Below are 25,840 nucleotides of genomic sequence, written 5' to 3' on the forward strand. Positions count from 1 at the left end.
CGTGCCGGACGGGACGACAGGGCAAAGCTTGCCGGGAGGGGCACTAGAAGCGCGCGGCCACGGTCACGCCCGAGAAGGCGGTGGTCCCGGCCAGGCTGAAGTAGTGCACCCCGGCTGCGGGCGCCTTGACGGTCAGCGCCTTGGCCGTCCCGGCGCCGGTCGCCCGGGCGGTGTGGTCCGTCTTCGTGGCCCACGCCCGGTCGTTGTGGTAGAGGTCCGCGTCACCGCTGCCCCCGGAGGTGGTCACGGTGAGTTCGGGGACCCCGGCCGGTATCCGTACGTAGAGGTACGCGAGGTCACCGGCGCGGCCCGTCACGCCGCTGCGCACGCAGCCGCGTTCGAGCTGCCGCGCGTCGGCCGCGGTGCACTCGGGCAGGGCGACGTCGCAGTTCCCGGCGGCGCAGGCGGACAGCCAGGCGTACCAGTCGCTGTCGTAGCGGGTGCCGACGGTGTCCGCGAGGTGGGCGCGGGCCGCGTTCCAGGCTCCGGTCCGGTAGTGCCCGAGCACGGTCGCCGCGTCGTCCGGGCGGGATTGCAGCAGGTACCGCACGGCGAGGTAGCCCCAGCGGTACACCCGGGTGGTGTCGTGGGCGTACGTGGTGGAGAAGAGCGTGCTCAGGGCGTGGGTGCGGCGGCCGGCCTCGGCGATGGCCGCGTCGTAGGTCACCTTCCGGTACGCATAGGAGACGTACTCGGCGAAGCCCTCGATCCACCAGACGGTGGGGGTGGCCATGTTCTCCTCGAAGCCGCCGTGCAGGTTGAAGCGGCCGTCGAGGTAGTGCGTGTACTCGTGGTTCAGGTTCCAGATCTCGAAGGACGGGCGGAGCCATTCGGCCTCGTACGCGATGAACCGCGCCTGGTTGCCGACGGCGCTCGGGTCGCCCTCCAGGTACATGCCGCCGTTGTCGGTGCTGATGCCGTACATCGCTCCGGCGTAGGTCCGGTAGTCGGCGCCGGAGTCGAACACCACCACTTCGAGCCGGGTGTTGCGGTCGTTCGCGACGGGCCCGGAGTCCTTGGCGACGGAGTGGAAGAAGGCGTCCTGGCCGGTCAGGCTCGCGCAGGTGTCGGCGAGCTCCGCCGCGGTCATCTGCTGGGCGCGGATGCGCAGGCTCGCACCGCAGGAGTGGTCGACGGGCAGGACGGCCTCGGCCAGCCGGCGCTGGAGGTCGCAGACGCCGTACGCGGCGCAGTTCGCCCGGTCGTACGCGTCGGCCATCTCGGCGAGGCCGACCCACAGGGGCGCGGTGCGGCCGGTGATCGCGGTGCGGCCCAGCAGGTCGGTGACCTGCGGTCGCACCGTGGCCCGGAGCCGTTCGTACTGGAGGAAGCGGCCGAGTTCCCGGCCCGCGTTGGTGACCAGGTAGGAGCGGTCGGTGCCGAGGAGGGCGAGGTGGCCGGAGGCGAAGCGGTGCAGGGTCGCGGTCACGCTCGGGTCCGACTGCACGCGGTTGACGAACTCGGGCACCTGGTGGCCGCGGAAGAGCACGGTGAAGACGTTGTTGACGGCGGCGAGCATGTACCAGGACGCGTCGTACGCCGTCGAGTAGTCGTCGAGCAGGCGGTGGACGACGGGCAGGTAGCGGGCGTTCTCCTCGGCGCTGTCGATGAGGGTGACCGCCTCGGCCAGGGTCTCGCCGTTGGCGTCGGTCACGTCGCGGGAGCGGGGGCTGGCGAAGAAGGCGTCCAGACCGCCCCGGATGGCCGCCGTGAGCGTCGGTCCGTAGTCGCCGACGGCCTGGGGGTGGTACCAGTGCACGTAGTATCCGGCGCGCAGGTAGAGCACGAGTTGCGGCATGCCGGTGCTGCCGTTGCCTGGGTACGCGGCCGAGCCGTCCCGCAGCGCCTGGGCGACCGTCACCATCTGGGCCTCGCGGAAGGCCCCGCGTGCGGTGTCGCCGGTGAGTTGGAAGAGCGTGCCGACGCACTCGGTCGTGGACTGCGTGATCTGGCGGACCAGGGCGGCTCCGGTCCGGCCGGTGAAGTCCTCGGGGGCACAGGCGGCGTTGGCCTTCGCGGCGCCCCGCATCGAGGGTCGGGACCGGGGCGCGGGCGGGACGGGGTCGTCGTAGTCGCGCCGCAGTGCGTCCCCGCTGGACGGCAGGGGCGGCCGGTCCTCGGGCGCGAGGGCCTGGCCGCCGACGTGGTCGGGGTCGGCGCCGGCGTCGCGGACGGCGAGCGGGAGGGGCGGTGCCCCGTCCGCGCCGCGCCCGTCGTCGACGGCGCTGCGCGCGGCCTCCGCGGCCGGGGCCTGGGCTTGGGCCTGTGGGGTACGGGCGTTGGCCGACGCGGGGAGCGCGCCGACGCCCAGACACAGGGCGAGCGCCACGACGAGGGCGGCGAGGTAGGGATGCCGTTCGGTCTGCGGTCTCACTGCGCAGCCTCCAGGTTGGGGGGGCGGACCGGATTGCGGTCCGGACGAGGGTGAGTGGCGTGCGCGGGGTCGCGGTCGACGCCCCCGGGGTGGGGCGCCGTCCGCACCGGCCGGCCCAGCCGATTTGACATGCGCACGCAGAGCCATGTGATGTGTACCATGGCACACATCACATGACGGAGGAAGTCATCCGACGCGGAGAGAACGCCAACCAGCCCTGACGCAGGGAGAGTTCAGAAGCCGGGCGCAGCCAGGTTCAGACGCTGGCGCGCAGCACTTCGCCGAGGTCGTGGGCGACGTCGTGGAAGAAGTGCCGGGTGAAGAAGTCGACCGTCAGACAGTCCTCGGGGAAGCGCGGATCGCGGCGCTCCCAGTCCTCGCCCCCCAGCCCGTCGAAGCGCCGCGCCAGCGCCTCGGCCGCGCGCCCCAACTCCTCGCAGACTCGCCGCGGGTCCTCGTCCCGGTAGAGGGCGGGGACGTCGAAGCCCTGCGCCCCGTCCGGGATCGTCAAGGCGCCCAGCGAAGCGCCCGCGGCGCCGAGGGTGGCGTCGAGCCGCTGGTGGAACAGCAGGCACATGTCCCGCACGTGACAGCCGTGTTCGAGCGGGGACCAGGCGGGCACGCCGACCCTGCGCCCGGTGGTACCGGGGTCCACCAGCACCCGCTGCCAGCGGGCGGCGTACTCACGCAGGAGCTCCCCGGCCGCACTCCGGTCGAAGGGGCGCGTGCCGAAGTCACAGCGATTGCACCGCGGTGGCGGGAAGGCGGCGAGGGAGCCGCGGGAGGAAGGAGAGGACGGAGAGGAAAGAGAGGAAAGAGAGGGTACCGGGGTCGACTGGGTCCGCGGGGTCGCGTTCATCGAACCACGGGTTCCTTCCTCATGGCTGCGCGCCTGCGTACCACACCGACGCGGTCCACGACCTTGTCCCCGAAGGCCGTGCCGCCCGTCCGGATGCCGGGCAGTGCCGAGTGTAGGCGGCACCATTGTTTCGAGGCAATACCGACCATTGCCCTCGGTGCAATCACATGATTGGATGCGCCGAGGTGCGAGCAAGGGGGACGAGGACGTGACGGACTATCAGAGCGTCGCCGACGAGGTGGCCGACACGATCTTGGCGGGCGGACTGCGCCCGGGCGACCGGCTGCCCCCGCAGCGCGAGTTCGCCCGCCGGCACGGCATCGCCACCTCCACCGCCGGCCGGGTGTACCAGGAACTGGCCCGTCGCGGGCTCACCGTCGGCGAGGTGGGGCGCGGCACCTTCGTCCGCGCCCCGGCCGACGCGACCCCGGCCGCACTCACGGAGTCCACGGGCGCCCGGATCGACCTGGAGCTGAACCACCCCGTGGTGCCCGAGCAGGCCCGTCTGCTCTCCCAGGGGCTGGGGCGGATGCTGCGCCCGGAAGCCCTCGGGGCCGTGCTGCGCCCGTCCGGTGCCGCCGGCACGCCCGTCGCCCGCGAGAACGCGGCCGACCTGCTGCGCCGCGGCGGCTGGCAGCCCGACCCGGCGCGGGTGCTGTTCGCCGGCAACGGCCGGCAGGCGATCACGGCGGCGATCTCCGTGCTCGTGCCGCCGGGCGGCCGGTTGGGCGTCGAGGAGGTGACGTACCCCGGCATCAAGGCCATGGCCGCGCGCCTCGGGGTCGTGCTCGTCCCCCTCGCCGTGGACGGTGCGGGGCTGGTGCCCGAGGCGGTCGAGGAGGCCCACCGCAGTGCTCCGCTACACGCCGTCTACGTCCAGCCCACCCTGCACAACCCGCTGTCGCTCACGATGCCTGCATCGCGGCGCCGACAGTTGGCGGACGTCCTGCTGCGGCTGGGCGTCACCGCCGTCGAGGACGCCATCTGGGCGTTCCTGCGCGACGACGTGCCGCCGCTCGCCGCGCTCGCCCCGGAGCGGACGGTGCTCGTCGACAGCCTCTCGAAGCGGATCTCCCCCGGGCTCACGCTCGGCTTCGCGGTGGCGCCCCGGGCGGTGCTCGCCCCGCTGGCCACCGCGCTGCGGGCGGGGGGCAACCTTCCCACGGCGTTCGCGTTGGAGGCGGCGTCCCGGTGGCACGCGGACGGCACCGTGGCCGCGCTCGTACGGGCCAAGCAGCGTGCGGCGGCGGAGCGGCAGGCGATCGCCCGGCACCGGCTGTCCGGCTTCACGGTGCACACCGATCCGCGTTCGTACCACTCCTGGTGGGAGCTGCCCGACGGCTGGCACTCCGATGCCTTCGTCGCGGCGGCGGCGCGGCACGGCATCAGCCTGTTGCCGTCCTCCGCGTTCACCGTCGGCCGACACCGCAGCGTGGACGCGGTCCGGCTCGGCTACTGCTCGCCGTCGCCGGAGGTGTTGTCCCAGGCCCTCGCCACGCTCGCCGACCTCGCCCGGTCGACGCCGGACGACTTCCTCGCGGACTGAGCGGAACAGGTCCGAGCGGGCCGCAGCAGGGCGGGGGCCGGAGCAGGGCGCACGACGCGGGTCCGCCGCCGTACGCCCCCGGGCTCAGATGCCCGCCGACGCCATCTCGATGATGGAGCGGTAGTACGCCGCCGTGGACACCACGCACGCCTTGTACTGGCGGTCGCCCCGCACCGCGAGGAAGTAGTCCCGGATGTTCTTCCAGTACGAGACCAGATAGCCGAGACCGGGGCGGAAGCCCGGGGGCTTGGGCACCAGTGCGTACGCCGCGGAGCACTGGATGATGCGGTCGGTCGCCTGGGAGAGCACGTCGGCGACGTCCGCGTTCATGTTCCAGCCGGCCGCCAGCTCCGGGGTCCAGATCGAGGCGGCGATCTCCCGGAGCTTCTCCTGCTCCTCCGGCGTCGGGTCGGCCTGGAGCCGGAGCGCGGCGGACGCAGCGGGGGCGGAGGCCGGGGCGGACTGCGCCGCCTGCGCCGGGCCCGCCAGGCCCACGGCGAGGACGGCCGCGGAGACGGCGAGTGCGACTGCCGGGACGACCTTGGGTCTGTGCGTTCTCATGACGGTCCCCTTCTTCTTCGGATCTTCTACGGATCCTTCGGGTGCTTCGAGTCCTTCACGTTCCTTCGGGTGCCCACCGTGTCGGCGGGGATCCGTACGGTGATGTGCGCTCGTGACGCTGACACGTGGTCATCGGAGCGTCAACGGCGCCTCGTCGGCCGCTCTGACCGGCGTTCGCCGTGCGAACAGGGAAGATGGACAGCCCCAACTCCGAGGGCTACGCTCCGACTTGGTCTAGACCGCAGAACTGCGCAGGGCGCGTCACCCCCCACGGCTGCACGCGCCGCACCCCCACATCCCCCCACTTCCTCATGGAGCGAAGCATGCGCAGAAAGTTCGTGTCGTCGCTGCTCGGCCTCGGCATCGCCGGCGCCGCCCTGTTCGCCACCTCCGGCAGCGCCCAGGGCCACGGGTACGTCGACTCCCCCGTCAGCCGCCAACAGCTCTGCGGCAACGGCGCCGTGGCCGACTGCGGCCAGGTCGAGTGGGAGCCCTGGAGCGTCGAGGGCCCCAAGGGCTTCCCGCAGCGCGGCCCCGCCGACGGCGCCATCTGCTCCGGCGGCAACGCCCGCTTCTCCGAACTGGACGACCCGCGCGGCGGCGCCTGGCCCACCACGGCCCTCCAGGGCGGCCAGTCCCACACCTTCGTCTGGCGGATCACGGCCCGCCACGCCACGACGGACTTCCGCTACTACGTCACCAAGGACGGCTACGACCCCAGCAGGCCGCTGACCCGGGCGGACCTGGAGACGCAGCCCTTCCTCACCGTCCCGTTCGGCGGGGTGCGGCCGGGGGCCACCGTCAGCCACTCCGGCGTGCTGCCGCAGAAGTCCGGTCGGCACATGATCGTCGGCGTCTGGAACGTCGACGACACCGACTTCGCCTTCTACACCTGCTCGGACGTCACTCTCTGAACGACGTCGCTCAGTTCACCGCGTCAACGCCTGCGGCCGCCCCGCACACCGGGTCGGCCGCACGGCCGTGGGCCCGGCGCACGAACCCCCAGGGCCTGTCTTGTCGATCATGTGTCGAGCCAGCCCCGCTCCCGCAGTTCGGCCCGGAAGCGCTGGTACGCGTCATCGAGGGCCGCGCGCTCCACGGCGACCGGCTCCACCAACTCCCCGGGCCTGACCATGGCCGCCGCGCTCGCCCGCAGGTCCTCGTACAGCGTGCCGGTGGCGGCCAGGAGCGCCGCGCCGTACGCCGTTTCCGCGCGCTCGACCAGCCGGACGGGACGGTCCAGCACCGTCGCCCGGATCGCGGTCCACACCGGGCTGCGGCTGCCGCCCCCCGCCGCGTGCAGCGCGCCGGACACCGGGATCCCCAGCTCCTCGACCCGTTCGACGGCGAGGCGCTCCACGAAGGCGACCCCCTCCAGGGCCGCCCGGTGGGCGTCCGTCTCGTCCTGCGCGGACGCCGTGGCGAAGCCGTGCGCCGCGCCCGAGACGAAGGGGAAGCGTTCGCCGTCCCGCCGCAGCGGATAGCGCAGGAACGAGGCGGGGCCGCGGCGCCGGGCCGCCCGGTCCAGCTCGACGAGCCGGCCCGGATCGACGTCGGCCAGGGCTTCGCCGCCGGTGTTGGACGCCCCGCCGGGCAGCCACCAGCCGTCCGGGTGGCGATGGCTGTAGAGGGCGCCCGCCGGATCGTGCACCAGGTCGGTGGAGACCCCCTTGAGGACGTACGTCGTACCGAGCACGCCCACGAACCGGCCCGGCTCCACCGCCCCGGTGGCGAGTTGGCCCGCGCAGCCGTCGGTCATCCCGAGGCGTACGGAGCAGCCGACGGGCAGTCCGGTGGCGGCCGACGCCTCGGCCCCCACGACGCCGGCGGCCGTGCCGGGCGCCTGGACCGCGGGCAGCAGGCCGACGGGGACGTCGAGGGCGGCGAAGACCTCGTGCGCCCACTCGCCGGCGCGGGCGTCGTAGCCGGTCTTGAGCGCATGGCTCCAGTCGACGGGGACGGGGCCGCCGGTGAGGCGACGGCCGATCAGCTCGGGCGTGTGCAGCACGTGTCGGAGCCGGGAGCCGTACGTCCGATGGCACCACGCGGCGCGCCCGAGGGCGGCGGTGGGGCCGACCGACAGACCGAGGGCGGCCCAGCGTTCGCTGCCGAGGTGCTGCGCCTCGGCGTTGAGGTCGGCCGCGCGCCGGTCGTCGTACATCAGGGCGGGACCGAGGGGCTCGCCGTCGGCTCCCGTCGGGACGATCGTGCCGGAGGTGGCGGAGACGGCCACCGCGGCGACCTCGCGACCGTGCGCCGGCAGCGCGTTCGTGGCGCGGCGCAGCGCGGACCGCACGGCGGGCCACCATCGTCGGGCGTCCTGCTCGCTCGTGCCTCCGGGGCCGCGCTCGGGGGCCGGCAGGGGCTCCCGGGCTTCGGTACGGACCCGGCCGCGGTCGTCCACGCAGAGCACCCGGACGGAGGCCGTGGCCACGTCGACACCGGCGACCACCGGACCCGCGTCATCGCTGAGGCAGGCACCACTGCTCATGGGAGGAGGGGGTCCTTTCCCGTGTGCACGGCCGCCGGCGGGCGCTTCCAACTGGCACTGTTGTCATCCATGTGAAATTAACACGCAATCCATCACGATCGATAGGGCACGTCAGGCCCGATGTGTCGGGTGCGGGCGTCAGGCGCGGGACGTCAAGGGCGGGCGTCAGGCGGCTGGGGCGACGTCCGCCACGCTCACCTTGGTCCGCTCGCGCAACTTGCCGAGCAGTTCCACTCCCACGCCGTCGTCGACGATGAGCTGGTCCAGATCGCGCACCGGCCCGACGCGGTGCAGCGCGGTGCGGGCGAGCTTGGTGTGGTCCATCAGCATCACCTTGTGCGCGGCCGATGCGAGCATCGCCCGCTTGACCAGCACCACGTCCTGCTCCTGGTGGTACATCATCGTGGCGTCCAGCGCCGAGGTGGAGACCGCGACCAGGTCGACGGAGAGCGCCTCGATGGCCTCGACGCAGGGCATGCCGAGGAAGGAGTCGTGGGTGCGCGAGTACTCCCCGCCGAGGGCGATCAGCCGGATCCCCTCGCACTCGGTGAACACGTCCACCACCCGGCGGGCGTTGGTGACCACGGTCAGCGGAGCGAGGTCGACCAGCAGCCGGGCCATGGCCAGCACGGTGGTGGAGTCGTCGAGCATCACCGACATGCCGGGTTCGACCAGGTCGGCCGCGGCGCGCGCCACGGCCGACTTCTCCGCGGTGTTGACCCCGAGGCGGTAGTCCAGGTTCGACTCGAAGACCGTGGACGGCAGGGCGGAGGCCCCGCCGCGGAAGCGCCGCAGCACCCCGCGCCGCTCCAGGTCGTCCAGGTCGCGGTGGACCGTCATCAGGCTGACGCCCGTGAGCTGGGCGAGGACGGTGCCGGTGGCGGTCCCGTGCTCCACCACGTGGTCGGCGATGAGCCGTCGGCGCTCTTCGGCGGTTCGCTTGGTCATGGGCTTCAGCCTCCCGTGGTGGTGGGGACGTTCAGCGAGCGCAGCGCCGCCTCGCCGTCGGAGAGGACGACCTCCGTGACGGCGCCGTTGTCCAGCCGCGGGAAGACGCGTCGGTAACGGCCGAGGGGCAGCCCGACCAGCGCGCACAGGGCGATGCGCAGCAGGGTGTTGTGGGCGACCACCAGGACGGTGCGCCCCGGGTGGCGGTCCGCCAGTTCCCGCAGCGCCCGGGTCGACCGCGCCGCGGCCTGCGCGAGCGGTTCGGAGCCGGGGAAGGCGCCCGACTGCGCGTCCTCGCGGAAGCGCCGTACGGCCTCGGGGTCCTCCGCCGCCATTTCCGCGACGGTCCGGCCCTCGCCCCAGCCGAAGTCGACCTCCCGCAGGTCCTCGACGACCTCCGGGGCGACGCCGAGGGCGGTGGCGGCCGGGCGGGCGGTGAGCCGGGCACGGCTGAGCGGGGAACAGGCCACGACGTCCACACCCGAGCGCAGGGCCCAGGCGCCGAGGGCCTCGCCCTGCGCGACGCCCTTGGCGGTCAGGGCCACGTCCGAGACCCCGGCGTAGCGGTTCTCCGCGTGCCACTCGGTCTCGCCGTGCCGTACCAGCAGAAGGCGGGCGGCCATGACGACGCTCCTGTTCGAAAGTCGGGATGCACGGTGGGGCGTGAGCCGGATGCACGGTACGCGGCGATGCCCTCGATCGTGAAGAAATGTGAAGAAAGATCGTCGAATGCGCCAACAGGCTGCGGGAAATGCATTGCTGGCTCACTTTCGCGCTGTTAAATTTAACAGATGTCCCGCAGCCCGGACCCCGGTGCGGCCGAGGTCACGGATCCCCCGGCTTTCCTCGCAGAAGGAACCTGACTTCATGCGCATCCTCGCCGCAGGCGACCACTTTGTCCGTCCCGAGTTGATCCGTGCGGCACTGAGCCAGGAGCTGTCGCGCCCGGGCCGCAAGTCCCCCGAGTTCGCCGAGCTGACACTGCCCTGGCCCCACGAGCCCTTCGGCCCGGTCGGGGCCGTCGCGGAGGCGAGCGGCACGGAGGACCTGCTCATCGGGGCGCTGTCGGGCGCGGCCGTCTGCGTCACCCAGCTGGCGCCCTTCACGGAGCGGGTGTTCGCGGCCTCCCCCGAGCTGCGGTTCGTCGCCGTCTCCCGGGGCGGCCCGGTCAATGTGGACCTCGCCGCCGCCACCCGGCACGGGGTCGCCGTCAGCTTCGCCCCCGGGCGCAACGCACCGGCCGCGGCCGAGTTCGCGGTGGGCCTGGTGCTCGCCGCGACGCGTCACATCGGCACCGCGGACGCGGACCTCAAGCGCGGCGTCTGGCGCGGTGACCTGTACGCGTACGAGGAGGGCGGCACCGAGCTGAACGGCGCCACGGTCGGCCTGGTCGGCTACGGCGCCATCGGCCGGATCGTGGCGCGGGTGCTGCTCGCCTTCGGTGCCCGGGTGCTGGTCGCCGACCCGTATGCGGATCCGGCCGCCACGGTCGCCGACGGCGTGGAGCTGGTGGAGCTGGACGCGCTCCTGCGCCGCAGCTCGGTGGTGAGCCTGCACGCCCGGCTGACTGCGGAGACCCGCCATCTGCTCGACGCCCGTCGCCTCGGTCTGCTGCCGCACGGCGCGGTCCTGGTGAACTCCGCCCGCGGCGACCTGCTGGATCACGCACCGCTGCCGGAGATGCTGCGCAGCGGCCGGCTCGGGGCCCTCGCCCTCGATGTGTACGACGTCGAGCCGCCGCCCGAGGACTGGCCCCTGCGGGACGTTCCGAACGTCATCACCACGCCCCATCTCGCGGGCGCCACCAAGCAGACGGCCCATCGCGCCGCCGCGATCACCGCCGCCGAAGTGGGCCGGTTCGTCCGCGGCGAGCCGCTGGCCCACCCGGCGAATCCGGACGTGCTCGCGGCGAGCCGGGCGTGAGGGCCGCCCCGGCGCGCGGCGGCCCCGGGCCGTCCGGAGCGGGGAGGAGCCCCGGATGAGCCTCGGCGTGGTCATCGGCATCGACGTCGGCACATCGGTCACCAAGGCCGCGGCCTTCGACGAGGAGGGCGTCAGCATCGCCGCGGCGGCGCGCCCTTCGCGGCTGGACCGGCTCTCCGGCGGCCGGGTGGAGCAGGACCTCGACGAAGTCGTCGACAGCGTGGGCGCAGTGGTGCGCCAGGTGGTCGCCCAGTTGGGGCGGGCCCCGGACGCGATGGCCCTGACCGGGCAGGGCGACGGCCTGTGGCTGCGGGACGCCGAAGGCCGCCCCGTACGTCCGGCGATCTCCTGGATGGACGCGCGCGCCGCCGACCTGGTGACGCGCTGGCTCTTCGACGGCACCGTCCGCACGGCGTACGCGCACACCGGCTCCGGGATGTTCCCCGGCTGCCACGGCCCCTTGCTGAACTGGCTCCAGGAGCACGAGCCGGACAGCCTCGCCCGCGCCGCCGTGGCCGGGTACTGCGTGGACGCGGTGGCGCAGCGCCTGACGGGGACGGTGTGCCTGGACGCCGCCGATGCAACGCTGCCCTTCCTCGACCCCCGCACCCGCAGGTACGCGCCGCAGGCACTGGCCGCGTGCGGGGTCGAGCGCCAGGCGCACCTGCTGCCGGAGCCTGCCGCGCCCGGCACGGTGCTCGCGCTGGACGGCGACGGTGCCGCGCTGGTGGGCCTGCCGGAGGGGCTGCCCGTGCTGGCAGGGCCGTTCGACCTGCCGGCCTGTGCGATCGGCAGCGGCGTACGGGAGCCGGGGGACGGCCTGTTGATCCTCGGCACGACGCTCGCGAGCCAGGTGCTGACCGATCGCGTCGACCTCGACCCCCGGGCCGAGCCGGCCGGGATGTGGCTGTGCACGCCCACCCCGGGGCAGTGGTTGCGCGCCATGCCCGCGATGGTCGGCACGGCCGCGCTGGAGTGGGCGCTGGCGCTGGTCGGGGCGCGCACCGCGGACGTGGACGCGTTGCTCGCCGAGAGCCCGCCGGGCGCCCACGGCGCCTTCGCCTTCCCCTTCCTCTCCGAGGCGGGCGAGCGCGCCCCCTTCGTCGAACCCGCCGCGAAGGGCCGGCTCGACGGGCTGAGTCTGGTCACCGGCCGGGCGGACGTGGTGCGCGCGGTGTGCGAGGCCATCGGGTACGCGGCCCGGCACTGCCTGGAGGTCGCCGGGCTCAGCGGCACGCTGGCCCTGTGCGGCGGCGGCACCCGCTCCGTGCTCTGGGCGCAGCTCGTCGCCGACGTGCTGGGCCGGTCGGTGCGCATCCCCGTCGAGGAGGAAGTGGGGGCGTCGGGCGTGGCGCGGGTGGCCCGGGCCGTGCTGGCGCCGTCCTTCGCCGCTCCCCCGCAGCGGCACCAGACCGTCGAGCCCCGCCCCGAGCACCGTGCGCGGTACGAGGACGGATACGCGCGCTACCGCGCCGAGTTGGCCCGCGCCCGCCAGCGGTGGTCGGCGCACGCCCCGCAACCGGCCCGCTGACATCCGGTTTGAGCACACCTCATGATCCCGGGCTGTTACTTCTGACATAAGCATTGACAGTACTAACGCGCGCGATGTTATTTTTTCCGCGCGCCCCAGGGCTGACCGACCACGGCTGCCCGGCCCCCGCATCGCTTCCGGTGACTCTCGCTCCCCCAGTCGACCGCCCTTGCTCCGCGTGCCGCGCCACGGGTGGAACTCCAAGGAGAACCGCAGTGAAGCAACTCCCGTTGAGAACGTCTGCCGCCGCCCTCTGCGCCACCACCCTCCTCCTGTCCGCCACCGCCTGTTCCTCCGAGGCGTCCGGCGGTTCGGGCGGCGGCTCGGCGAAGAACGCGAAGATCGCCTTCCTGATGCCCGACCTCGCCTCCACCCGCTACGAGTCGTACGACGCGCCGCTGTTCAAGGCGAAGGTGAAGGAGCTCTGCGGCGGCTGTCAGGTGCTGTACCAGAACGCGGGCGGTGACGCCGCGAAGCAGCAACAGCAGGCGAACTCGGCCCTGGCGCAGGGCGTCAAGGTCATCGTGCTCGACCCGGTGGACTCGGCCGCCGCCGCGAGCACGGTGCGCACCGCGCAGTCGCGGGGCGTGAAGGTGATCGCGTACGACCGCCCCGTCCCCGCGGTCCGCGCCGACTACTACGTCTCGTTCGACAACGAGAAGATCGGCGCCATGATCGGTCAGTCGCTGGTCGACCACCTCAAGGGCCGCGGCCCGGTGCGGGACGGCGGCGGCATCCTCCAGGTGAACGGCTCGCCCACCGACGCGGCTGCCGGGCTGATCAAGAAGGGCATCCACAGCGCCGTCGACGACAGCGGGTTGAAGCTGCTGGCCGAGTACGACACCCCCGCCTGGGAGCCGGGCAAGGCGCAGAGCTGGGTGAGCGGTCAGATCAGCAAGTTCCCGGGGCGGATCGCGGGCGTGGTGGCGGCGAACGACGGCACCGGCGGCGGCTCCATAGCCGCGTTCAAGGCGGCCGGGGTCGACGTGCCGCCCGTCACCGGGAACGACGCGGAGCTGGCCGCGGCCCAACGCATCGTCAACGGCGACCAGTACAACACCATCTCCAAGCCCATCAGGACCGTCGCCGAGTCGGCGGCCGTCGCGGCCCACGCGTTCGTCCGCGGCGAGCGGCCGAAGGGGAACGCCACGCTGTTCGACACCCCTTCGGAGCTGTTCACCCCCACCGTGGTCACCCGGGAGAACCTGGCCGAGGTGCTCGTCGGGGACGGCAAGCCGCTGAAGACCGGGGACGTGTGCACCGCGACGTACGCACGCGGCTGCGCCGAGCTGGGCCTGAAGTGACCACGGTACGCCCCGCCCCGCGTGGCGACCACGACGTGCCGGCCTGAGGACGAAGAGGATGGTCATGCCCGCTCCGCCCCCGCCCCTGCCCGCCCCGCGCCAGGACCCGGGGGACGCGCTGCTGTCCCTGCGCGGGATCAGCAAGTCCTTCGGCGCCGTCGCCGCGCTCACCGCCGTGGACCTCGACGTCGCCGCCGGCGAGGTCGTGGCCCTCGTGGGCGACAACGGCGCGGGGAAGTCCACCCTCGTCAAGGTCCTGTCGGGGGTGCACGCCCCGGACGCCGGCACCATCCGCTTCGCCGGCCGGGCCGTCACCGTCCCCTCCCCCGCCACCGCGCAGCAGTTGGGCATCGCCACCGTGTACCAGGACCTGGCCCTGTGCGAGAACCTGAACGTCGTCGAGAACCTCTTCCTCGGCCGCGAGGTGCGCGGACTGCGTCTGGACGACGTGACGATGGAGGTGCGGGCCCGCGCCCTGCTGGCGGAGCTCTCCGCGAAGATCCCGTCGGTGCGGCTGCCGGTGGCGGCGCTCTCCGGCGGTCAGCGGCAGACCGTCGCCATCGCGCGCACCCTGCTCGGCGACCCCGAGGTCATCATCCTGGACGAGCCGACGGCCGCGCTCGGCGTCGCCCAGACGGCCGAGGTGCTGAACCTCATCGACCGGCTCCGCGAGCGGGGCCTCGGCGTGATCATGGTCAGCCACAACATGGCCGACGTGCAGGCCGTCGCCGACACCGTGGCCGTGCTGCGCCTGGGTCGCAACAACGGCGTGTACGACGCCCTGCGGGCCACCGCGGCCGAACTGGTCGCCGCCATCACGGGCGCCGAGGACAACGTCGTCACCCGGCGCACCGGGCGCCGCCGCGCCGGGCCGACCACCACCGACAGGGGGGCCGCGTCATGACCGAAGCGAGGACCGCGAAGACGGCGAAGAGCGCCGCGCCCCGGGAGGACGCCCGCCCCGATCTCACCAAGGAGGGACCGAAGCCGCCGGGTACGACGCGGGACGGGCTCGGTGCCTCGTGGCGGGCCGGCGTCGCCCGGCTGCGCGGCGGCGACCTCGGTCTGCTGCCCGTCCTCGCCGGGCTGGTGGTGACCTGGACCGTGATGCAGATCCTCAACCCGGTCTTCCTCTCCAGCGCCAACCTGACGAACCTGGCGCTGGAGAGCGCCCCGGTCGGCATCATCGCGCTGGGTGTCGTCTGTGTGCTCCTGGTCGGACAGATCGACCTCTCCGTCGGTTCGATCAGCGGACTGAGCGCCGCGGTGCTCGCCGTCCTCTTCGTGGACCGGGGGCTGCCGGCGTGGGTGGCGGTGGGTGCGTCCGTGCTGCTGGCCTGTCTGATCGGCTGGTTCTACGCACAGGTGCACAACCGCATCGGGGTGCCGAGCTTCGTCATCACCCTGGCCGGGCTGCTCGGCTTCCTCGGGGTGCAGCTGTGGGTCCTCGGTCCGAAGGGCTCCATCAACCTGCCGTTCGACTCCGGTCTGGTGAACTTCGCCCAACTGCACTTCCTACCGCCCTGGTTGGCGTACTCCCTGGTCGTGGTGGGTGCGGGGGTGCTGTACGCGACGGGTAGCGCGCGGGCCGCCGAGCGGCGCCGGGCCGGGCTGCCCGCGGTCTCCGGGCGACTGCTCGCGGCCCGGAGCCTGGCGCTGCTGGTCGGTCTCGTGGTCGCGGTCTGGTACCTGAACCGGGACCGGGGCGTGGGTTGGATGTTCGTCTTCTTCCTCGCCCTGGTGCTGGCGGTGCACTACCTGCTGTCGCGCACCGCGTTCGGCAAGTCGATGTACGCGGTCGGCGGCAACGTGGAGGCGGCCCGACGCGCCGGGATCCGGGTGAAGACGGTGTTCACCACGGCGTTCGTGCTCTGTGCCGCGCTCGCCTCGATCGGCGGGATCCTGGCCGCCGCCCGGTTGGCCGCGGCCAACCAGAGCAGCGGCGGCGGGGACGTCAACCTCAATGCGATCGCGGCGGCGGTCATCGGCGGCACCAGTCTGTTCGGCGGACGGGGCACGGCGTTCGCCGCCCTGCTGGGCGTCCTCGTCATCCAGTCCATCTCCAGCGGACTCACGCTGCTGAATCTCGACTCCGCGTATCGGTTCATGGTCACCGGCGGGGTACTGCTGCTTGCGGTGGCCCTGGACGCGGTGGCCCGGCACTCCCGGGTCGCCCACGGCCGGGCCTGACGGACCGCAGGTCCGCCCCGCCGCCTCTTCCGCGCCCCACCCCACGCTCTCGGAGGACCCATGCGAAGGCATCCGCGCATCCGGCTCACCGCGCTGCTCACCTCCGCCGCATTCGTCTCGACGGCCCTCGCGGGCACCGCCCACGCCCGGGCCGGCGCCGGGTCGGACCCCGCGCCGACCGACGGTGCGCCGCTGCCCGCCACCGTCGACGGCGGGGCCTGGCGCTCCGGCCACCTCCAGGGCATGGCCCTGGACCGGCGCACCGGGCACATGTACTTCTCCTTCACCAACCTGCTGGTGAAGACCGATCTCCAGGGCAGACCGATCGGTTCGGTCACCGGCATCACCGGCCACCTGGGGGACCTGGACGTCAGCCCCGACGACGGGCGGGTGTACGGCTCGCTGGAGTACAAGACCGCGAGCGCCTTCTACGTCGCGATCTTCGACGGGTCCCGGATCACCCGCATGGACATGGACGCCCAGTCCACCGGCGTGCTCACCACGGTCCATCTCAAAGAGGTGGCGGCCGACTACACCGCGGACATGGACGGGGACGGCGTCTTCGACGGCAACACCGGCAACACCCCGGACCACCGCTACGGCTGCAGCGGTATCGACGGGCTCGCCTTCGGCCCGGACCTCGGCCGCGGGGACGCGACCCGGCTCACCGTCGCCTACGGGGTGTACGCGAACTCCACCCGCACCGACAACGACCACCAGGTGCTGCTCCAGTACGACGTGGCCTCCTGGCGCCGGTACGAGAGGCCGCTCACCGAGGACGCCCCGCACACCAGCGGCCCCGCCGCCCCGGCGGGGAAGTTCTTCGCGTACACCGGCAACACCACGTACGGGGTGCAGAACCTCGCGTACGACGCCGACAGCGGCAACTGGCTGATGGCGGCGTACCGGGGCAAGAAGCCCGCGTTCCCGAACTACTCGCTCTTCGTCGTCGACGGCGAACGTCCGGCGCGCTGGGGTCCGGTGCGCGGCCAGGCGCAGCCCGAGTTGGGCCGTCTCGTCTCGCTGGTGCCGGCGGGTCTGCACGACGGGGCCTCCGGGGTCCACGGGTATCTGTCGGCGGGTCAATACGGGCTCGTCCCGCTCGGCGACGGACGTCACTACGTCGCCGAAGCGGGAACCGAGAGCGCCGACGGCTCCCCCGACGGGGTCACGCTCCAGACGGGACGCGCGGTGCTGCACCGGTGGACCGGCCGGGCGCCGGATCCTTTCGCTCCGCAGGAGCGCCACCGCTGACCGGCGGCACGTGCCGCAGCAGGACCCACACCAGGCCCGCGGTGACCAGGGCGAAGCCGGCGCTGACGAGCGCCGCCCACTGGAGTCCGTGGGTGAACGCCTCCCGGGCGGCGGCGACGAGGGCGTCCGCGCCCTGCGGCAGCCGTTCGGCGGCCGTGAGCGCACCGCCGAGGGTGTCCCGCGCTTCGGCCGGGGCGTCGGCGGGCACCCCGCCGCGGTACACGGCCGCCGCGACGCTGCCGGTCACGGCGATGCCGAGGGCGAGTCCGAGGTCGTACGCCGTCTGGCCGGTCGCCGCCGCCGCGCCCGCCTTCTCCGGCGGTGCGGAGCCGACGGCCAGGGTGGTGCCGAGGACGCTGATCGGCGCCACCCCAAACATGATCACGGCGAGGGCGAGGGAGACGGCGACGACCCCTCCACCGGTGGCGACGGTGGCGTACCCGCCGAGGGCGACGGCGAGGCCGGCGACGATGACGAGCGCGGGGCGGACCCTGCGGACCAGGGCCGGGGTCAGTTGGGAGCCGGCGATCAGGCCGGCCGCTCCGGGCAGCAGCCACAGCCCGGCCTCCAGCGGGGAGCGGCCCGCCACGGCCTGGAGGTACTGGGGCACCAGGTACTCGACGCCGTTGAGGGCGGTCATGCCGAGCAGCAGCGCGAGCAGCGCGCCGGTGAAGGCCCGGTTGCGGAACAGCCGCAGCTCCAGCAGCGGGTGGGCCAGTCGGTTCTGTCGGCGGACGAAGGCGACGGCGAACGTCACGCCGAGCGCGAGTGCCGCGGCCGTCGTCGCGCCGAAGCCGTGGGCGGCGTCCTTCACCGCGTAGATCAGCGGCAGTACGGCGAGCAGGAACAGCGCCACGCTGACCACGTCGAGCCGGCCCGCGTCGGGGTCGCGGTACTCCGGCAGCAGGTGCTTGGCCAGCAGGAGCACCGGCAGCATCACCGGGACGCCGATGAGGAAGACCGACCCCCACCACCAGTGGTCGAGCAGGACGCCGCCGACGACGGGGCCGATCGCCAGGCCCACCGAGAGGGCGGTGACCCACATCGCGACGGCCCGGGCCCGTTGCCGCGCGTCGGTGAACATGTGGCTGATCAGGGAGAGCGTGGAGGGCAGTACGGCGGCTCCGGCCACCCCGAGCAGGGCGCGCGCCAGGATGAGCACCAGCGGGCTGGTGGCGTACGCGGCGAGGAGGGACGCGGCGACGAAACCGGCCGAGCCGTACAGCAGGAGCCTGCGGCGGCCGATCCGGTCGCCGAGCGTCCCCATGACGACCAGGGTGCCGGCGGTGAGGAAGCCGTAGATGTCGGTGATCCAGAGGAGTTCGGCGCCGGTGGGGGCGAGGTCGCCGGCGAGGTAGGGGGTGGCGAGCCACAGGACGCCGAGGTCGGCGGTCATCAGGGTGACGGGCAGCAGCAGTACGGCCAGCCCCAGCCAGGGGCGGCGCACGCCGGAGCCGGGGGGCGGGGTGGGGACGGCGGTGGCGGTCATGTCAGGACCTGCGTTTCGTGGTCGGCGGGGGTGCGCGGGGCGGCGGAGGCGGTGCGGGACACGGCCGCCTCCGCCTGAGCGAGGACGTCGAGGACGCCTGCCGAGCGCTGGTGCGGCGGGACGCCGGAGAGTTCGGTGCCGTGCAGCAGCCGGACGGTGGCGTCGGTGATGCCGCAGAACTCGGATACCCCGACGCGGAGTTGGGTGTCGAGCGCGGCACCGAGGCCGGTGGCTTCGTATCGCTCGGCGGTGTCGCCGGCGAGGCCGAGCCACACCATCCGTTTGCCGGCGAGGCGGGGCGTGCTGCGGCCGTACGCGAAGCCGTAGTTCCACACCCGGTCGATCCAGCCCTTGAGCTGGGCCGGTACGGAGAACCACCACACGGGGAAGACCACGACGACGTCGTCGGCCGCCGCGACGCGGTCCATGTGCCGGTGGACCTCGGGCGAGTACCGCTTCTCGCGGTCCTCCCAGTCGGGTTCGTCGACGGGGGTCAGCCGGGGGTCGAAGCCCTCCGCGTACAGGTCGAGCAGGTCGACGGTGGCACCGGTGGACATCAGGTGCTGGCGCAGCCGGTGGGCGACCTGTCCGGTGAGGGAGTCGGGTCGGGGGTGGGCGAGGACGAGAAGTACGTGGCGCGCGTGGCCGGGCGCCGCGGGGGCGGTGTCAGATCCCAAGGCCGGACCCTCCGCTCACGTCGATGTTCTGGCCGGTGACCCAGCGGCCGTCGGACGAGGCGAGGAAGGCGACCGCGTCCGCGACGTCCTCGGGCTGGCCGACCCGGTCGAAGACCGAGTAGGCGGCAGCGGCGGCCTTGGCGTCGGGGTCGGCCATCCAGGGGTGGATGTCGGTCTCGATGGTGCCCGGGGAGACCGCGTTGACCGTGATCCCGCGGGGGCCGAGGGTCTTGGCCAGGGTCAGCGTCAGCACCTCGACGGCTCCCTTGGCGGCGGCGTACGCCGTCATGCCGGGGAAGGCGACCTTGGTGACGCCGGAGGAGATGTTGACGATCCGTCCGTCGTCGCGCAGCCGGTCCAGGCCCTCCTGGATCACGAAGAAGGGGGCCTTGGCGTTGACCGCGAAGACCCGGTCGTAGGCGTCCTCGGTGACTTCGTCGATGGTGCCGTGTCCCGCCACGCCCGCGTTGTTGACCAGGATGTCCACTCCGTCGGCGTACTCGTCGAAGGCGGCCCACAGGGCGACGGCGTCGCCGGGGACGCCGAGTTCGGCGCGGAGTGCGAAGGCGCTGCCGCCGGCGGCCTCGATGGCGGCGACGGTCTTCTTCGCCGCGGCGTCGTCCCGGGCGTAGTGCACGCCGACGCGGGCGCCTTCGGCGGCGAGCCGCAGGGCGATGGCGCGTCCGATGCCCCGGCTGGCTCCGGTCACGAGGGCGGTCTTGCCGTGGAGGCGGTTCATGGGTCTCTCCATCCGTCGGTGCGTTCGCCTGCCGCGTGCTGCGGAGGCCGTGGTGAAGAGACTGGGGCCGGGCGCTTCGGGAACGGCTCGGATGGTGTTCGGGAGGTGTTCGGGCCGGGTCGGGGCGGTGTGACAGGGTGGCGGCGGCAGTCAAGCGGCGTGGTCGACGGGGAGGGGCGGGCGTGCACGGGGAGCGGGACGGGGAAGCGGTGGCCGGAGCTTCGGGCATCGGGTTCGGCGTCCTCGGGGAGGTCGCCGTCTGGGGCCCGGACGGGCAGCCGGTGCGGGTCCCCGAGGCGAAGGTGCGGGCCCTGCTCGCCTCGCTGCTGGTCGACCCGGCCCGTCCGGTCGCCGCGCACCGCCTCGTCGACGACCTGTGGGGTGACCGCACGCCCGGCAGTCCGCTGCGGTCGCTTCAGGCGAAGGTCTCCCAGCTGCGGCGGGTGTTGGAGGACATCGAGCCGGGCGGCCGGGAGCTGGTGGCGTCCCGGGCGCCGGGCTATCAACTGGTGACGGCCGCCGGTGCGCTGGACGCCGACCGGTTCCGGGCGCTGGTGGAGCGGGCCCGCGCGGAGGGCGACGCCGCACGGCGGATCCGGCTGCTGGACGGCGCGTTGGGGCTGTGGCGGGGGCCGGCGTTCGCGGACTTCGCCGATGAGCCGTTCGTACGGGCCGCTGCGCACCGGCTGGAGGAGGAGCGCCTGGCCGCCGTCGAGGACCGGGCCGAGGCGCGGCTGAGCCGCGGCGAGCACGTGGCGGTCGCGGCCGAACTCGGGGAGCCGGTGGCGCAGCACCCCCTGCGGGAGCGGTTGCGGGCGGTCCAGTTGCGGGCGCTGTACCGCAGCGGGCGGCAGAGCGAGGCGCTGGCGGGGTACGAGTCGTTCCGGCGTCGGCTCTCCGACGGGTTGGGGCTCGACCCGGGGCCCGAACTGGTCGCCCTGCACACGGCGATGCTGCGGCAGGATCCCGAGTTGACTCCGCCGCCGGAGGCCCAGGCGCCGGCGGAGCCGCCCTTGGTACGGGGCGACGTCCCCGCCACCCATGTGTTCGCCCCGCTCGACGAACTCGTCGGCCGTGCTGCGGCCGTCGACGCCGTCTGCGGGCTGCTGACGTCCCGTCGGCTGGTGACGCTCACCGGGCCGGGCGGCGTCGGCAAGACGCGGCTCGCGCTCGCGGTCGCGCACCGGATGGCCGACCGCTTCCCCGACGGCGCCCGGCTGGTCGAACTTGCCGGAGCGGGTGCGGACCTCGCGGAGGTGGTGGCCGCGTCCCTCGGCCTGCGGGACGACGGCGTGTGGGGAGCACGGCCCCCGGGCTCCGCGGCCGACCGGCTCGCGGCGGTGCTGCGGGGCCGCCGGATGCTGCTGGTCCTCGACAACTGCGAGCACGTGGTGGACCCGGCCGCAGCCCTCGTGGAGCGGCTGCTGCGGGAGGCCCCCGGGCTGGTCGTCCTCACCACCAGTCAGGAGTCCCTGGCGCTGGCGCCGGAGACCCTGTGGGCGGTGCCGCCGCTGTCCGAGCAGGGCGCGGTGGAACTCTTCGCGGCCAGGGCCGCGGCCGGTGCGCCCGGGTTCCGCCTCGACGACGACAACCGCGCCGCCGTCGAGGCGATCACCCGACGGTTGGACGGGCTGCCGCTCGCCCTGGAGCTGGCCGCGACCCGGGTCCGCGCCCTCGGTGTGCACCGGCTGCTGAGCCTCCTCGACGACCGCTTCCGCGTGCTCAGCGCACGACGGCGGGGCGCGCCCGCCCGCCAGCAGACGCTGCGGGCGATGATCGACTGGAGTTGGGAGCTGCTGGGCGACGCCGAGCGGACGGTGCTGCGCAGGTTGGCGTTGCACGCCGACGGCTACACGCTCGAAGCCGTCGAGGCGGTGTGCGCGGGCGACGGGGTGGCCGGCGTCGACGTGCTGGACCTGCTCGCCCGGCTGGTGGACCGCTCCCTGGTGCAGGTCACGGGGGACGGCACCCGGTACCGGCTGTTGGAGTCCGTGGCGGCGTACTGCCTGGAGCGGCTGCGGGAGGCGGGCGAGCTGGACGCCGTACGGACCCGGCACCTGGACCACGACACCCGGCTCGTGGAGACCGCGGCGCCGCTGCTGCGCGGCCCGGACCAGCTGACGTGGCTGACCCGGCTGGACGCGGAGAACGTCAACCTGCGCTGGGCCGTCGAGACGGCCGTGTCGGAGGGTGACGCGGAGCGGGCCCTGCGGCTCGTGGACGCGCTGTCGTGGTACTGGGTGCTGCGGGGGCGGCTCGCCGAGGCGCGTCGGTGCCTGACGTACGTGGCGAACGCGCCGGGCGGCCCGGCGGCGCTGCGGGCCCGGGTCGCCGTGCGGCGCACGGGTGTCGCGATCATGGCCGGGGACAGCGCGGAGCGCGCGGCGTGGATCGCCGCGGTGCTGGACGAGACCGCGGCGGCCGGGGAGTGGGGCGACGACGCCCCGGGCACGGCCCTGACCCGCGCCCGCTGGTTCCTCGGCCACGCGCTCCAGGGCACCGGTGACCTCCCGGCGGGCGAGGCGCTCACCGGGCCGGCGCTCGACGGGTTCCGCGCGGCGGGCGACGGGTGGGGCGAGGCAGCCGCGCTCGCGGACCGCGCGATGCAGCGGTTGCTCCGGGGCGACCTGGCGGGCGCGCAGGACGACGCGACGCGCGGCGCGGCGCTGTTCGACGAGTTGGGCGACGCCTGCGGGAAGTTGTGGCTGGTCTTCCCCCTGACGGCGATCGCCGAGATCCACGGGGACTACGCGACGGCCCGGCGCCTGCGGGAGGAGGGTCTGGCGACGGCGCGGTGCTTCGGACTGTCCACGCAGACCCCGGAGCTGCTGTCGGGGCTGGGCCGAATCGCCCTCCTCACGGGCGACTTCGCGACCGCGCGCGACCACCACGAGCAGGCGCTGCGCGCCTCCGCCGCGCTGGACTTCCGCTCCGGCGAGATCAACGCCCTCATCGGGCTGGGCCTCGGCGCCCGCCGTGAGGGCGACCTCGACGCGGCGGAGCGCCACATGCTGGAGGTCCTGGAGTGGCACCGGGAGGTCGACCTGGAGGGCGGGAACGCGCTGATCCTGGCGGAACTCGGCTTCACGGCAGAGCTGCGTGGGGACGCGGTGGAGGCGATGCGGCGACAGCGGGCCGGGTACGAGGTCGCCCGCACCACCGGCGACCTCCGGGCCGTAGCGCTCGCCCTGGAGGGCCTGGCCGGCGCGCTGGCCCTCACGGGCGCGGACGAGGCGGCGACGCTGCTCCTGGGCGCGGCGCACGGCGCCCGCGCGGCCGCGGGTGCGCCGTTGGCCGCGGCGGAGCGGGGCGACGTGACCCGCGTCGAGTCGGTGACGCGGTCACGTCTGGGCGAGCGGGATTTCACCGCGGTGTTCGCCCGCGGCGCGGCGCTGTCCCCCGAGACGGCGCTGTCCACCCCACCGGTGTCCGAGGCGCTCCCCCTGGAACCGTCGTGACCTCGTGATCCACCGGCGGCCCGGTGGGAGTCGTGCGCGCAGTTCCCCGCGCCCCTGAACCCCTGCCGAACGGGCGGGCAGGAGTTGGGTCAACGGTCCACCAGCCGTGGACGCGGGGTCTCACCCGCCGGATTCTGCGTCGGTGGCGTCGGGGGCGTCGGCGTCGTCGGTGCTGACCGAGCCGCCGGGAAGCATCCGGTCCAGCCACTTCGGCAGCCACCAGTTGGTCCGGCCGAGGAGTGTCATGGTCGCCGGTACCAGCACCATGCGGACGACCGTCGCGTCGATGAAGATCGCGGTGGCCAGGCCGAGCCCGAACATTTTGGTGGAGGGGTCCTCGGTGACGGCGAAGGACAGGAAGACCGCCACCATGATGAGGGCGGCCGAGGTGATGATCCGGGCCGTGCCCGAGACGCCCTCCACGATCGCCGTTCCGTTGTCGCCGGTGCGCAGGTACTCCTCGCGTACGCGGGAGAGGAGGAACACCTCGTAGTCCATCGACAGGCCGAACAGGATGGCGAAGAGGAACATCGGGATGAACGACACGATCGGAACCGTCGCTTCCAGCCCGATGAGTGCGCCTCCCCAGCCCCACTGGAAGACCGCGACCATGATGCCGTAGGACGCGCCGATGCTCAGCAGATTCAGCAGTACCGCCTTGAGCGGTACGAGTATCGAGCGGAAGACCAGCATCAGCAGCAGGAACGACATCGCCAGCACGGCGGCGACGAACGCAGGCAGGCGCTGGCTGGTGCGTTGGCCCACATCGGACAGGCTCGCGGCGGCGCCGCCGACGTGGGCCCTGGCCGGGCCGGGCCTGATCGCCGTGGGCAGCACGTCGGTGCGCAGCCGGGTGATGGTGTCGGCCGTGGCCTTGTCCTGAGGGCTGGTGGTCGGGAACACCACGAGGGTCGCGATGCCGGTGGCCCGATCGATGTGCGTCGGCGCGACGGATGCGATGCCCGGATCCCCCGCGACCGTCGCGACGAGGCGGTCCAGCACTCCCGGATCACCGGCGGGGTCCGCGGCGATGACGAGGGGACCGTTGGTGCCCGGGCCGAATCCCTCGGCGACGAGGTCGTAGGCCCGGCGCTCGGTACGGTTGTGGGGCATCGAGCCGTCGTCGGGCAGGCCGACGCGCAGGCCGAGCACGGGCAGCGTCGCGGTCAGCAGCAGCCCCGCCGCGCCGATCGCGTACAGCACCGGGTGCCGGCTGACGTGCCCGGTCCAGCGCCGCCAACCGGCGGCGGGAGCGGCGCCCGCCACCTTGTCCCGCCGTGCGAGTCGGCCCGGCTTCCTCGTCTGCAGAGCCCGGCCGATCCGACCGGCCCGGGCCAGGCGCGGGCCGGCGGCGCCGAGGAAGGCCGGTAGAAGCGTCACCGACGCGACCACCATGGTCAGAACGACGATCGAGACGGCGAGCCCGCCCACCGTCATGAACGGCACGTTCGCGACCGCCAGGCCGAGGATCGACACGACGACGACGCCGCCGGCGAAGACCACGGGCCTCCCCGCCGTGGCCACCGCTCGCCCCGCCGCCACGTGGGGATCGAGCCCGCGCGCGAGGTACTCCCGGTGCCTGGCGAGCACGAACAGCGCGTAGTCGATGCCCACTCCGAGCCCGACCATGCTGCCCAGGACGGGGGCGAAGGTGGGGACGTCCGTCACCCCCGCCAGTACCGTCATCGCGGCGACTCCGATGGTCAGCCCGAAGACCGCCATGCCGATCGGCAGCGCGGCGGCGACGAGCGAACCGAACGCCAGGAACAGGATCGCGGCGGCGGCAAGGAGGCCGATCAACTCGCTCGCGCCGCCGTCGGGGTCGGAGAAGGCGTAGAAGAGGTTCCCGCCCATCTCGATGCGCAGGGGCAGCTCGGCGCGCAGGCGGTCGCCGAGATCGACGAGGGCGTCGAGGTCTTCGGCCGACAGCCGGCTCTGGTCGGGGTACTGCACCCGGACGACCGCGATCCGCCCGTCGGCCGAGACCAGGCCGCCGCTCACGGCCTCTCCCCCGCCTGCGTCGAGTGCCCCCGCCGGGTCGCTCGTGCCGAGCACGTGCGGCAGCCGCTTCACCTCGGTCTGCAGCCGCGTGAGAGCGGTGCGCGCGCTGCCGTGGTCGAAGAACGTGGCACCGCCGTCGAGGGGGGTGACGACCACTTGGGCGGTCATCCCCTCCTGGCCGGTGCCGGCCCGCTCGATCAGTTCCGCGGCCCGTTGGGAGTCCAGTCCCGGGGCGGTCATCGAGTCGGCGGTCCGCCCGCCGAAGGCGGTCGCGGCGAGGACAGCGAGCGTGGTGGCGATCAGCCATGCCGCGATCACCCGCCAGGGATGGCGGGCGGCGCTTGCGCCGAGGCGCAACAGGGCTTGCGAGAGCATCGGGTCCTCCAACCACCTCGTCGGCCGTCCTTGTACGGCCGCCGATGCCGAGGCTCGTCGCCACGGCGCTCCGCGGCATCGGCCCGCGGGCCGCGGATCCGTCGGCCCCGGGGCGGAGTG

At 73.7% G+C, this 25,840-nt stretch carries 19 protein-coding genes; 9 read left to right on the top strand and 10 right to left on the bottom strand.

Annotated elements, in window-relative coordinates:
- Positions 1-43 precede the first annotated feature (43 nt).
- Both AB0E05_RS16220 and AB0E05_RS16225 read right to left on the bottom strand, forming a co-directional pair.
- A complete protein-coding gene (locus AB0E05_RS16220; protein WP_361963702.1) occupies positions 44-2,374 on the bottom strand; it encodes a M9 family metallopeptidase in 2,331 nt (776 codons plus the stop codon).
- A 256-nt stretch (positions 2,375-2,630) separates the two neighbouring features.
- Entirely contained in the window at positions 2,631-3,233 is a 603-nt protein-coding gene (locus tag AB0E05_RS16225) for a hypothetical protein (RefSeq protein WP_361963704.1), read from the bottom strand.
- A gap of 208 nt (positions 3,234-3,441) precedes the next feature.
- Between AB0E05_RS16225 and AB0E05_RS16230 the strand changes: the two genes are divergently transcribed.
- Positions 3,442-4,779: a PLP-dependent aminotransferase family protein gene (locus tag AB0E05_RS16230; RefSeq protein ID WP_361963706.1), complete on the top strand. Its 1,338-nt coding sequence runs from the start codon at positions 3,442-3,444 to the stop codon at positions 4,777-4,779.
- Between the two features lie 84 nt (positions 4,780-4,863).
- Here AB0E05_RS16230 and AB0E05_RS16235 read toward each other — a convergent pair whose 3' ends face one another.
- A complete protein-coding gene (locus tag AB0E05_RS16235) occupies positions 4,864-5,340 on the bottom strand; it encodes a hypothetical protein (protein WP_361963708.1) in 477 nt (158 codons plus the stop codon).
- A 323-nt stretch (positions 5,341-5,663) separates the two neighbouring features.
- Between AB0E05_RS16235 and AB0E05_RS16240 the strand changes: the two genes are divergently transcribed.
- Complete coding sequence (locus AB0E05_RS16240; protein ID WP_361963710.1) at positions 5,664-6,254, top strand: lytic polysaccharide monooxygenase auxiliary activity family 9 protein; 591 nt, start codon at positions 5,664-5,666, stop codon at positions 6,252-6,254.
- Positions 6,255-6,361: 107 nt separating this feature from the next.
- Here AB0E05_RS16240 and AB0E05_RS16245 read toward each other — a convergent pair whose 3' ends face one another.
- The 3 genes from AB0E05_RS16245 to AB0E05_RS16255 all read right to left on the bottom strand — a co-directional run bounded on the left by AB0E05_RS16245 (position 6,362) and on the right by AB0E05_RS16255 (position 9,402).
- Positions 6,362-7,831 carry an FGGY family carbohydrate kinase gene (locus AB0E05_RS16245; protein WP_361963712.1) on the bottom strand — a complete coding sequence of 490 codons (1,470 nt, stop codon included), beginning with the start codon at positions 7,829-7,831 and terminating at the stop codon, positions 6,362-6,364.
- Positions 7,832-7,996: 165 nt separating this feature from the next.
- Complete coding sequence (locus AB0E05_RS16250; protein ID WP_361963714.1) at positions 7,997-8,779, bottom strand: DeoR/GlpR family DNA-binding transcription regulator; 783 nt, start codon at positions 8,777-8,779, stop codon at positions 7,997-7,999.
- A 5-nt stretch (positions 8,780-8,784) separates the two neighbouring features.
- Entirely contained in the window at positions 8,785-9,402 is a 618-nt protein-coding gene (locus AB0E05_RS16255) for a histidine phosphatase family protein (protein ID WP_361963715.1), read from the bottom strand.
- A gap of 244 nt (positions 9,403-9,646) precedes the next feature.
- Between AB0E05_RS16255 and AB0E05_RS16260 the strand changes: the two genes are divergently transcribed.
- The 6 genes from AB0E05_RS16260 to AB0E05_RS16285 all read left to right on the top strand — a co-directional run bounded on the left by AB0E05_RS16260 (position 9,647) and on the right by AB0E05_RS16285 (position 16,981).
- Positions 9,647-10,702: a 2-hydroxyacid dehydrogenase gene (locus tag AB0E05_RS16260; protein ID WP_361963717.1), complete on the top strand. Its 1,056-nt coding sequence runs from the start codon at positions 9,647-9,649 to the stop codon at positions 10,700-10,702.
- Between the two features lie 55 nt (positions 10,703-10,757).
- Positions 10,758-12,233 (top strand): FGGY-family carbohydrate kinase, encoded by a 1,476-nt coding sequence (locus AB0E05_RS16265; protein WP_361963719.1) that lies wholly within the window; start codon positions 10,758-10,760, stop codon positions 12,231-12,233.
- A gap of 215 nt (positions 12,234-12,448) precedes the next feature.
- Positions 12,449-13,537, top strand: a complete 1,089-nt coding sequence (locus AB0E05_RS16270) for a sugar ABC transporter substrate-binding protein (protein ID WP_361963721.1) — start codon at positions 12,449-12,451, stop codon at positions 13,535-13,537.
- A 64-nt stretch (positions 13,538-13,601) separates the two neighbouring features.
- Complete coding sequence (locus AB0E05_RS16275; protein ID WP_361963723.1) at positions 13,602-14,441, top strand: ATP-binding cassette domain-containing protein; 840 nt, start codon at positions 13,602-13,604, stop codon at positions 14,439-14,441.
- The gene (locus AB0E05_RS16280; protein WP_361963725.1) at positions 14,438-15,727 is read left to right on the top strand and encodes a sugar ABC transporter permease; all 1,290 of its coding nucleotides are present in this window, start codon (positions 14,438-14,440) and stop codon (positions 15,725-15,727) included. Before AB0E05_RS16275 ends, AB0E05_RS16280 begins: the two co-directional genes overlap by 4 nt.
- A gap of 60 nt (positions 15,728-15,787) precedes the next feature.
- A complete protein-coding gene (locus AB0E05_RS16285) occupies positions 15,788-16,981 on the top strand; it encodes a hypothetical protein (RefSeq protein WP_361963727.1) in 1,194 nt (397 codons plus the stop codon).
- Here AB0E05_RS16285 and AB0E05_RS16290 read toward each other — a convergent pair.
- From AB0E05_RS16290 to AB0E05_RS16300, 3 genes are read right to left on the bottom strand one after another with little or no spacing between them, the layout of a single operon-like run.
- Complete coding sequence (locus AB0E05_RS16290) at positions 16,896-18,470, bottom strand: MFS transporter (RefSeq protein WP_361963729.1); 1,575 nt, start codon at positions 18,468-18,470, stop codon at positions 16,896-16,898. The genes AB0E05_RS16285 and AB0E05_RS16290 overlap by 86 nt on opposite strands.
- Positions 18,467-19,147: an NAD(P)H oxidoreductase gene (locus AB0E05_RS16295; RefSeq protein ID WP_361963731.1), complete on the bottom strand. Its 681-nt coding sequence runs from the start codon at positions 19,145-19,147 to the stop codon at positions 18,467-18,469. Before AB0E05_RS16295 ends, AB0E05_RS16290 begins: the two co-directional genes overlap by 4 nt.
- A complete protein-coding gene (locus tag AB0E05_RS16300; protein ID WP_361963733.1) occupies positions 19,137-19,886 on the bottom strand; it encodes an SDR family oxidoreductase in 750 nt (249 codons plus the stop codon). Before AB0E05_RS16300 ends, AB0E05_RS16295 begins: the two co-directional genes overlap by 11 nt.
- 182 nt (positions 19,887-20,068) lie before the next feature.
- Between AB0E05_RS16300 and AB0E05_RS16305 the strand changes: the two genes are divergently transcribed.
- Positions 20,069-23,344, top strand: a complete 3,276-nt coding sequence (locus AB0E05_RS16305) for a BTAD domain-containing putative transcriptional regulator (protein ID WP_361963735.1) — start codon at positions 20,069-20,071, stop codon at positions 23,342-23,344.
- 120 nt (positions 23,345-23,464) lie between these two features.
- Here AB0E05_RS16305 and AB0E05_RS16310 read toward each other — a convergent pair whose 3' ends face one another.
- Entirely contained in the window at positions 23,465-25,720 is a 2,256-nt protein-coding gene (locus AB0E05_RS16310; RefSeq protein ID WP_361963738.1) for an MMPL family transporter, read from the bottom strand.
- Positions 25,721-25,840 lie beyond the last annotated feature (120 nt).

The organism is Streptomyces sp. NPDC048057, assembly GCF_040653095.1.
Lineage (GTDB): Bacteria > Actinomycetota > Actinomycetes > Streptomycetales > Streptomycetaceae > Streptomyces.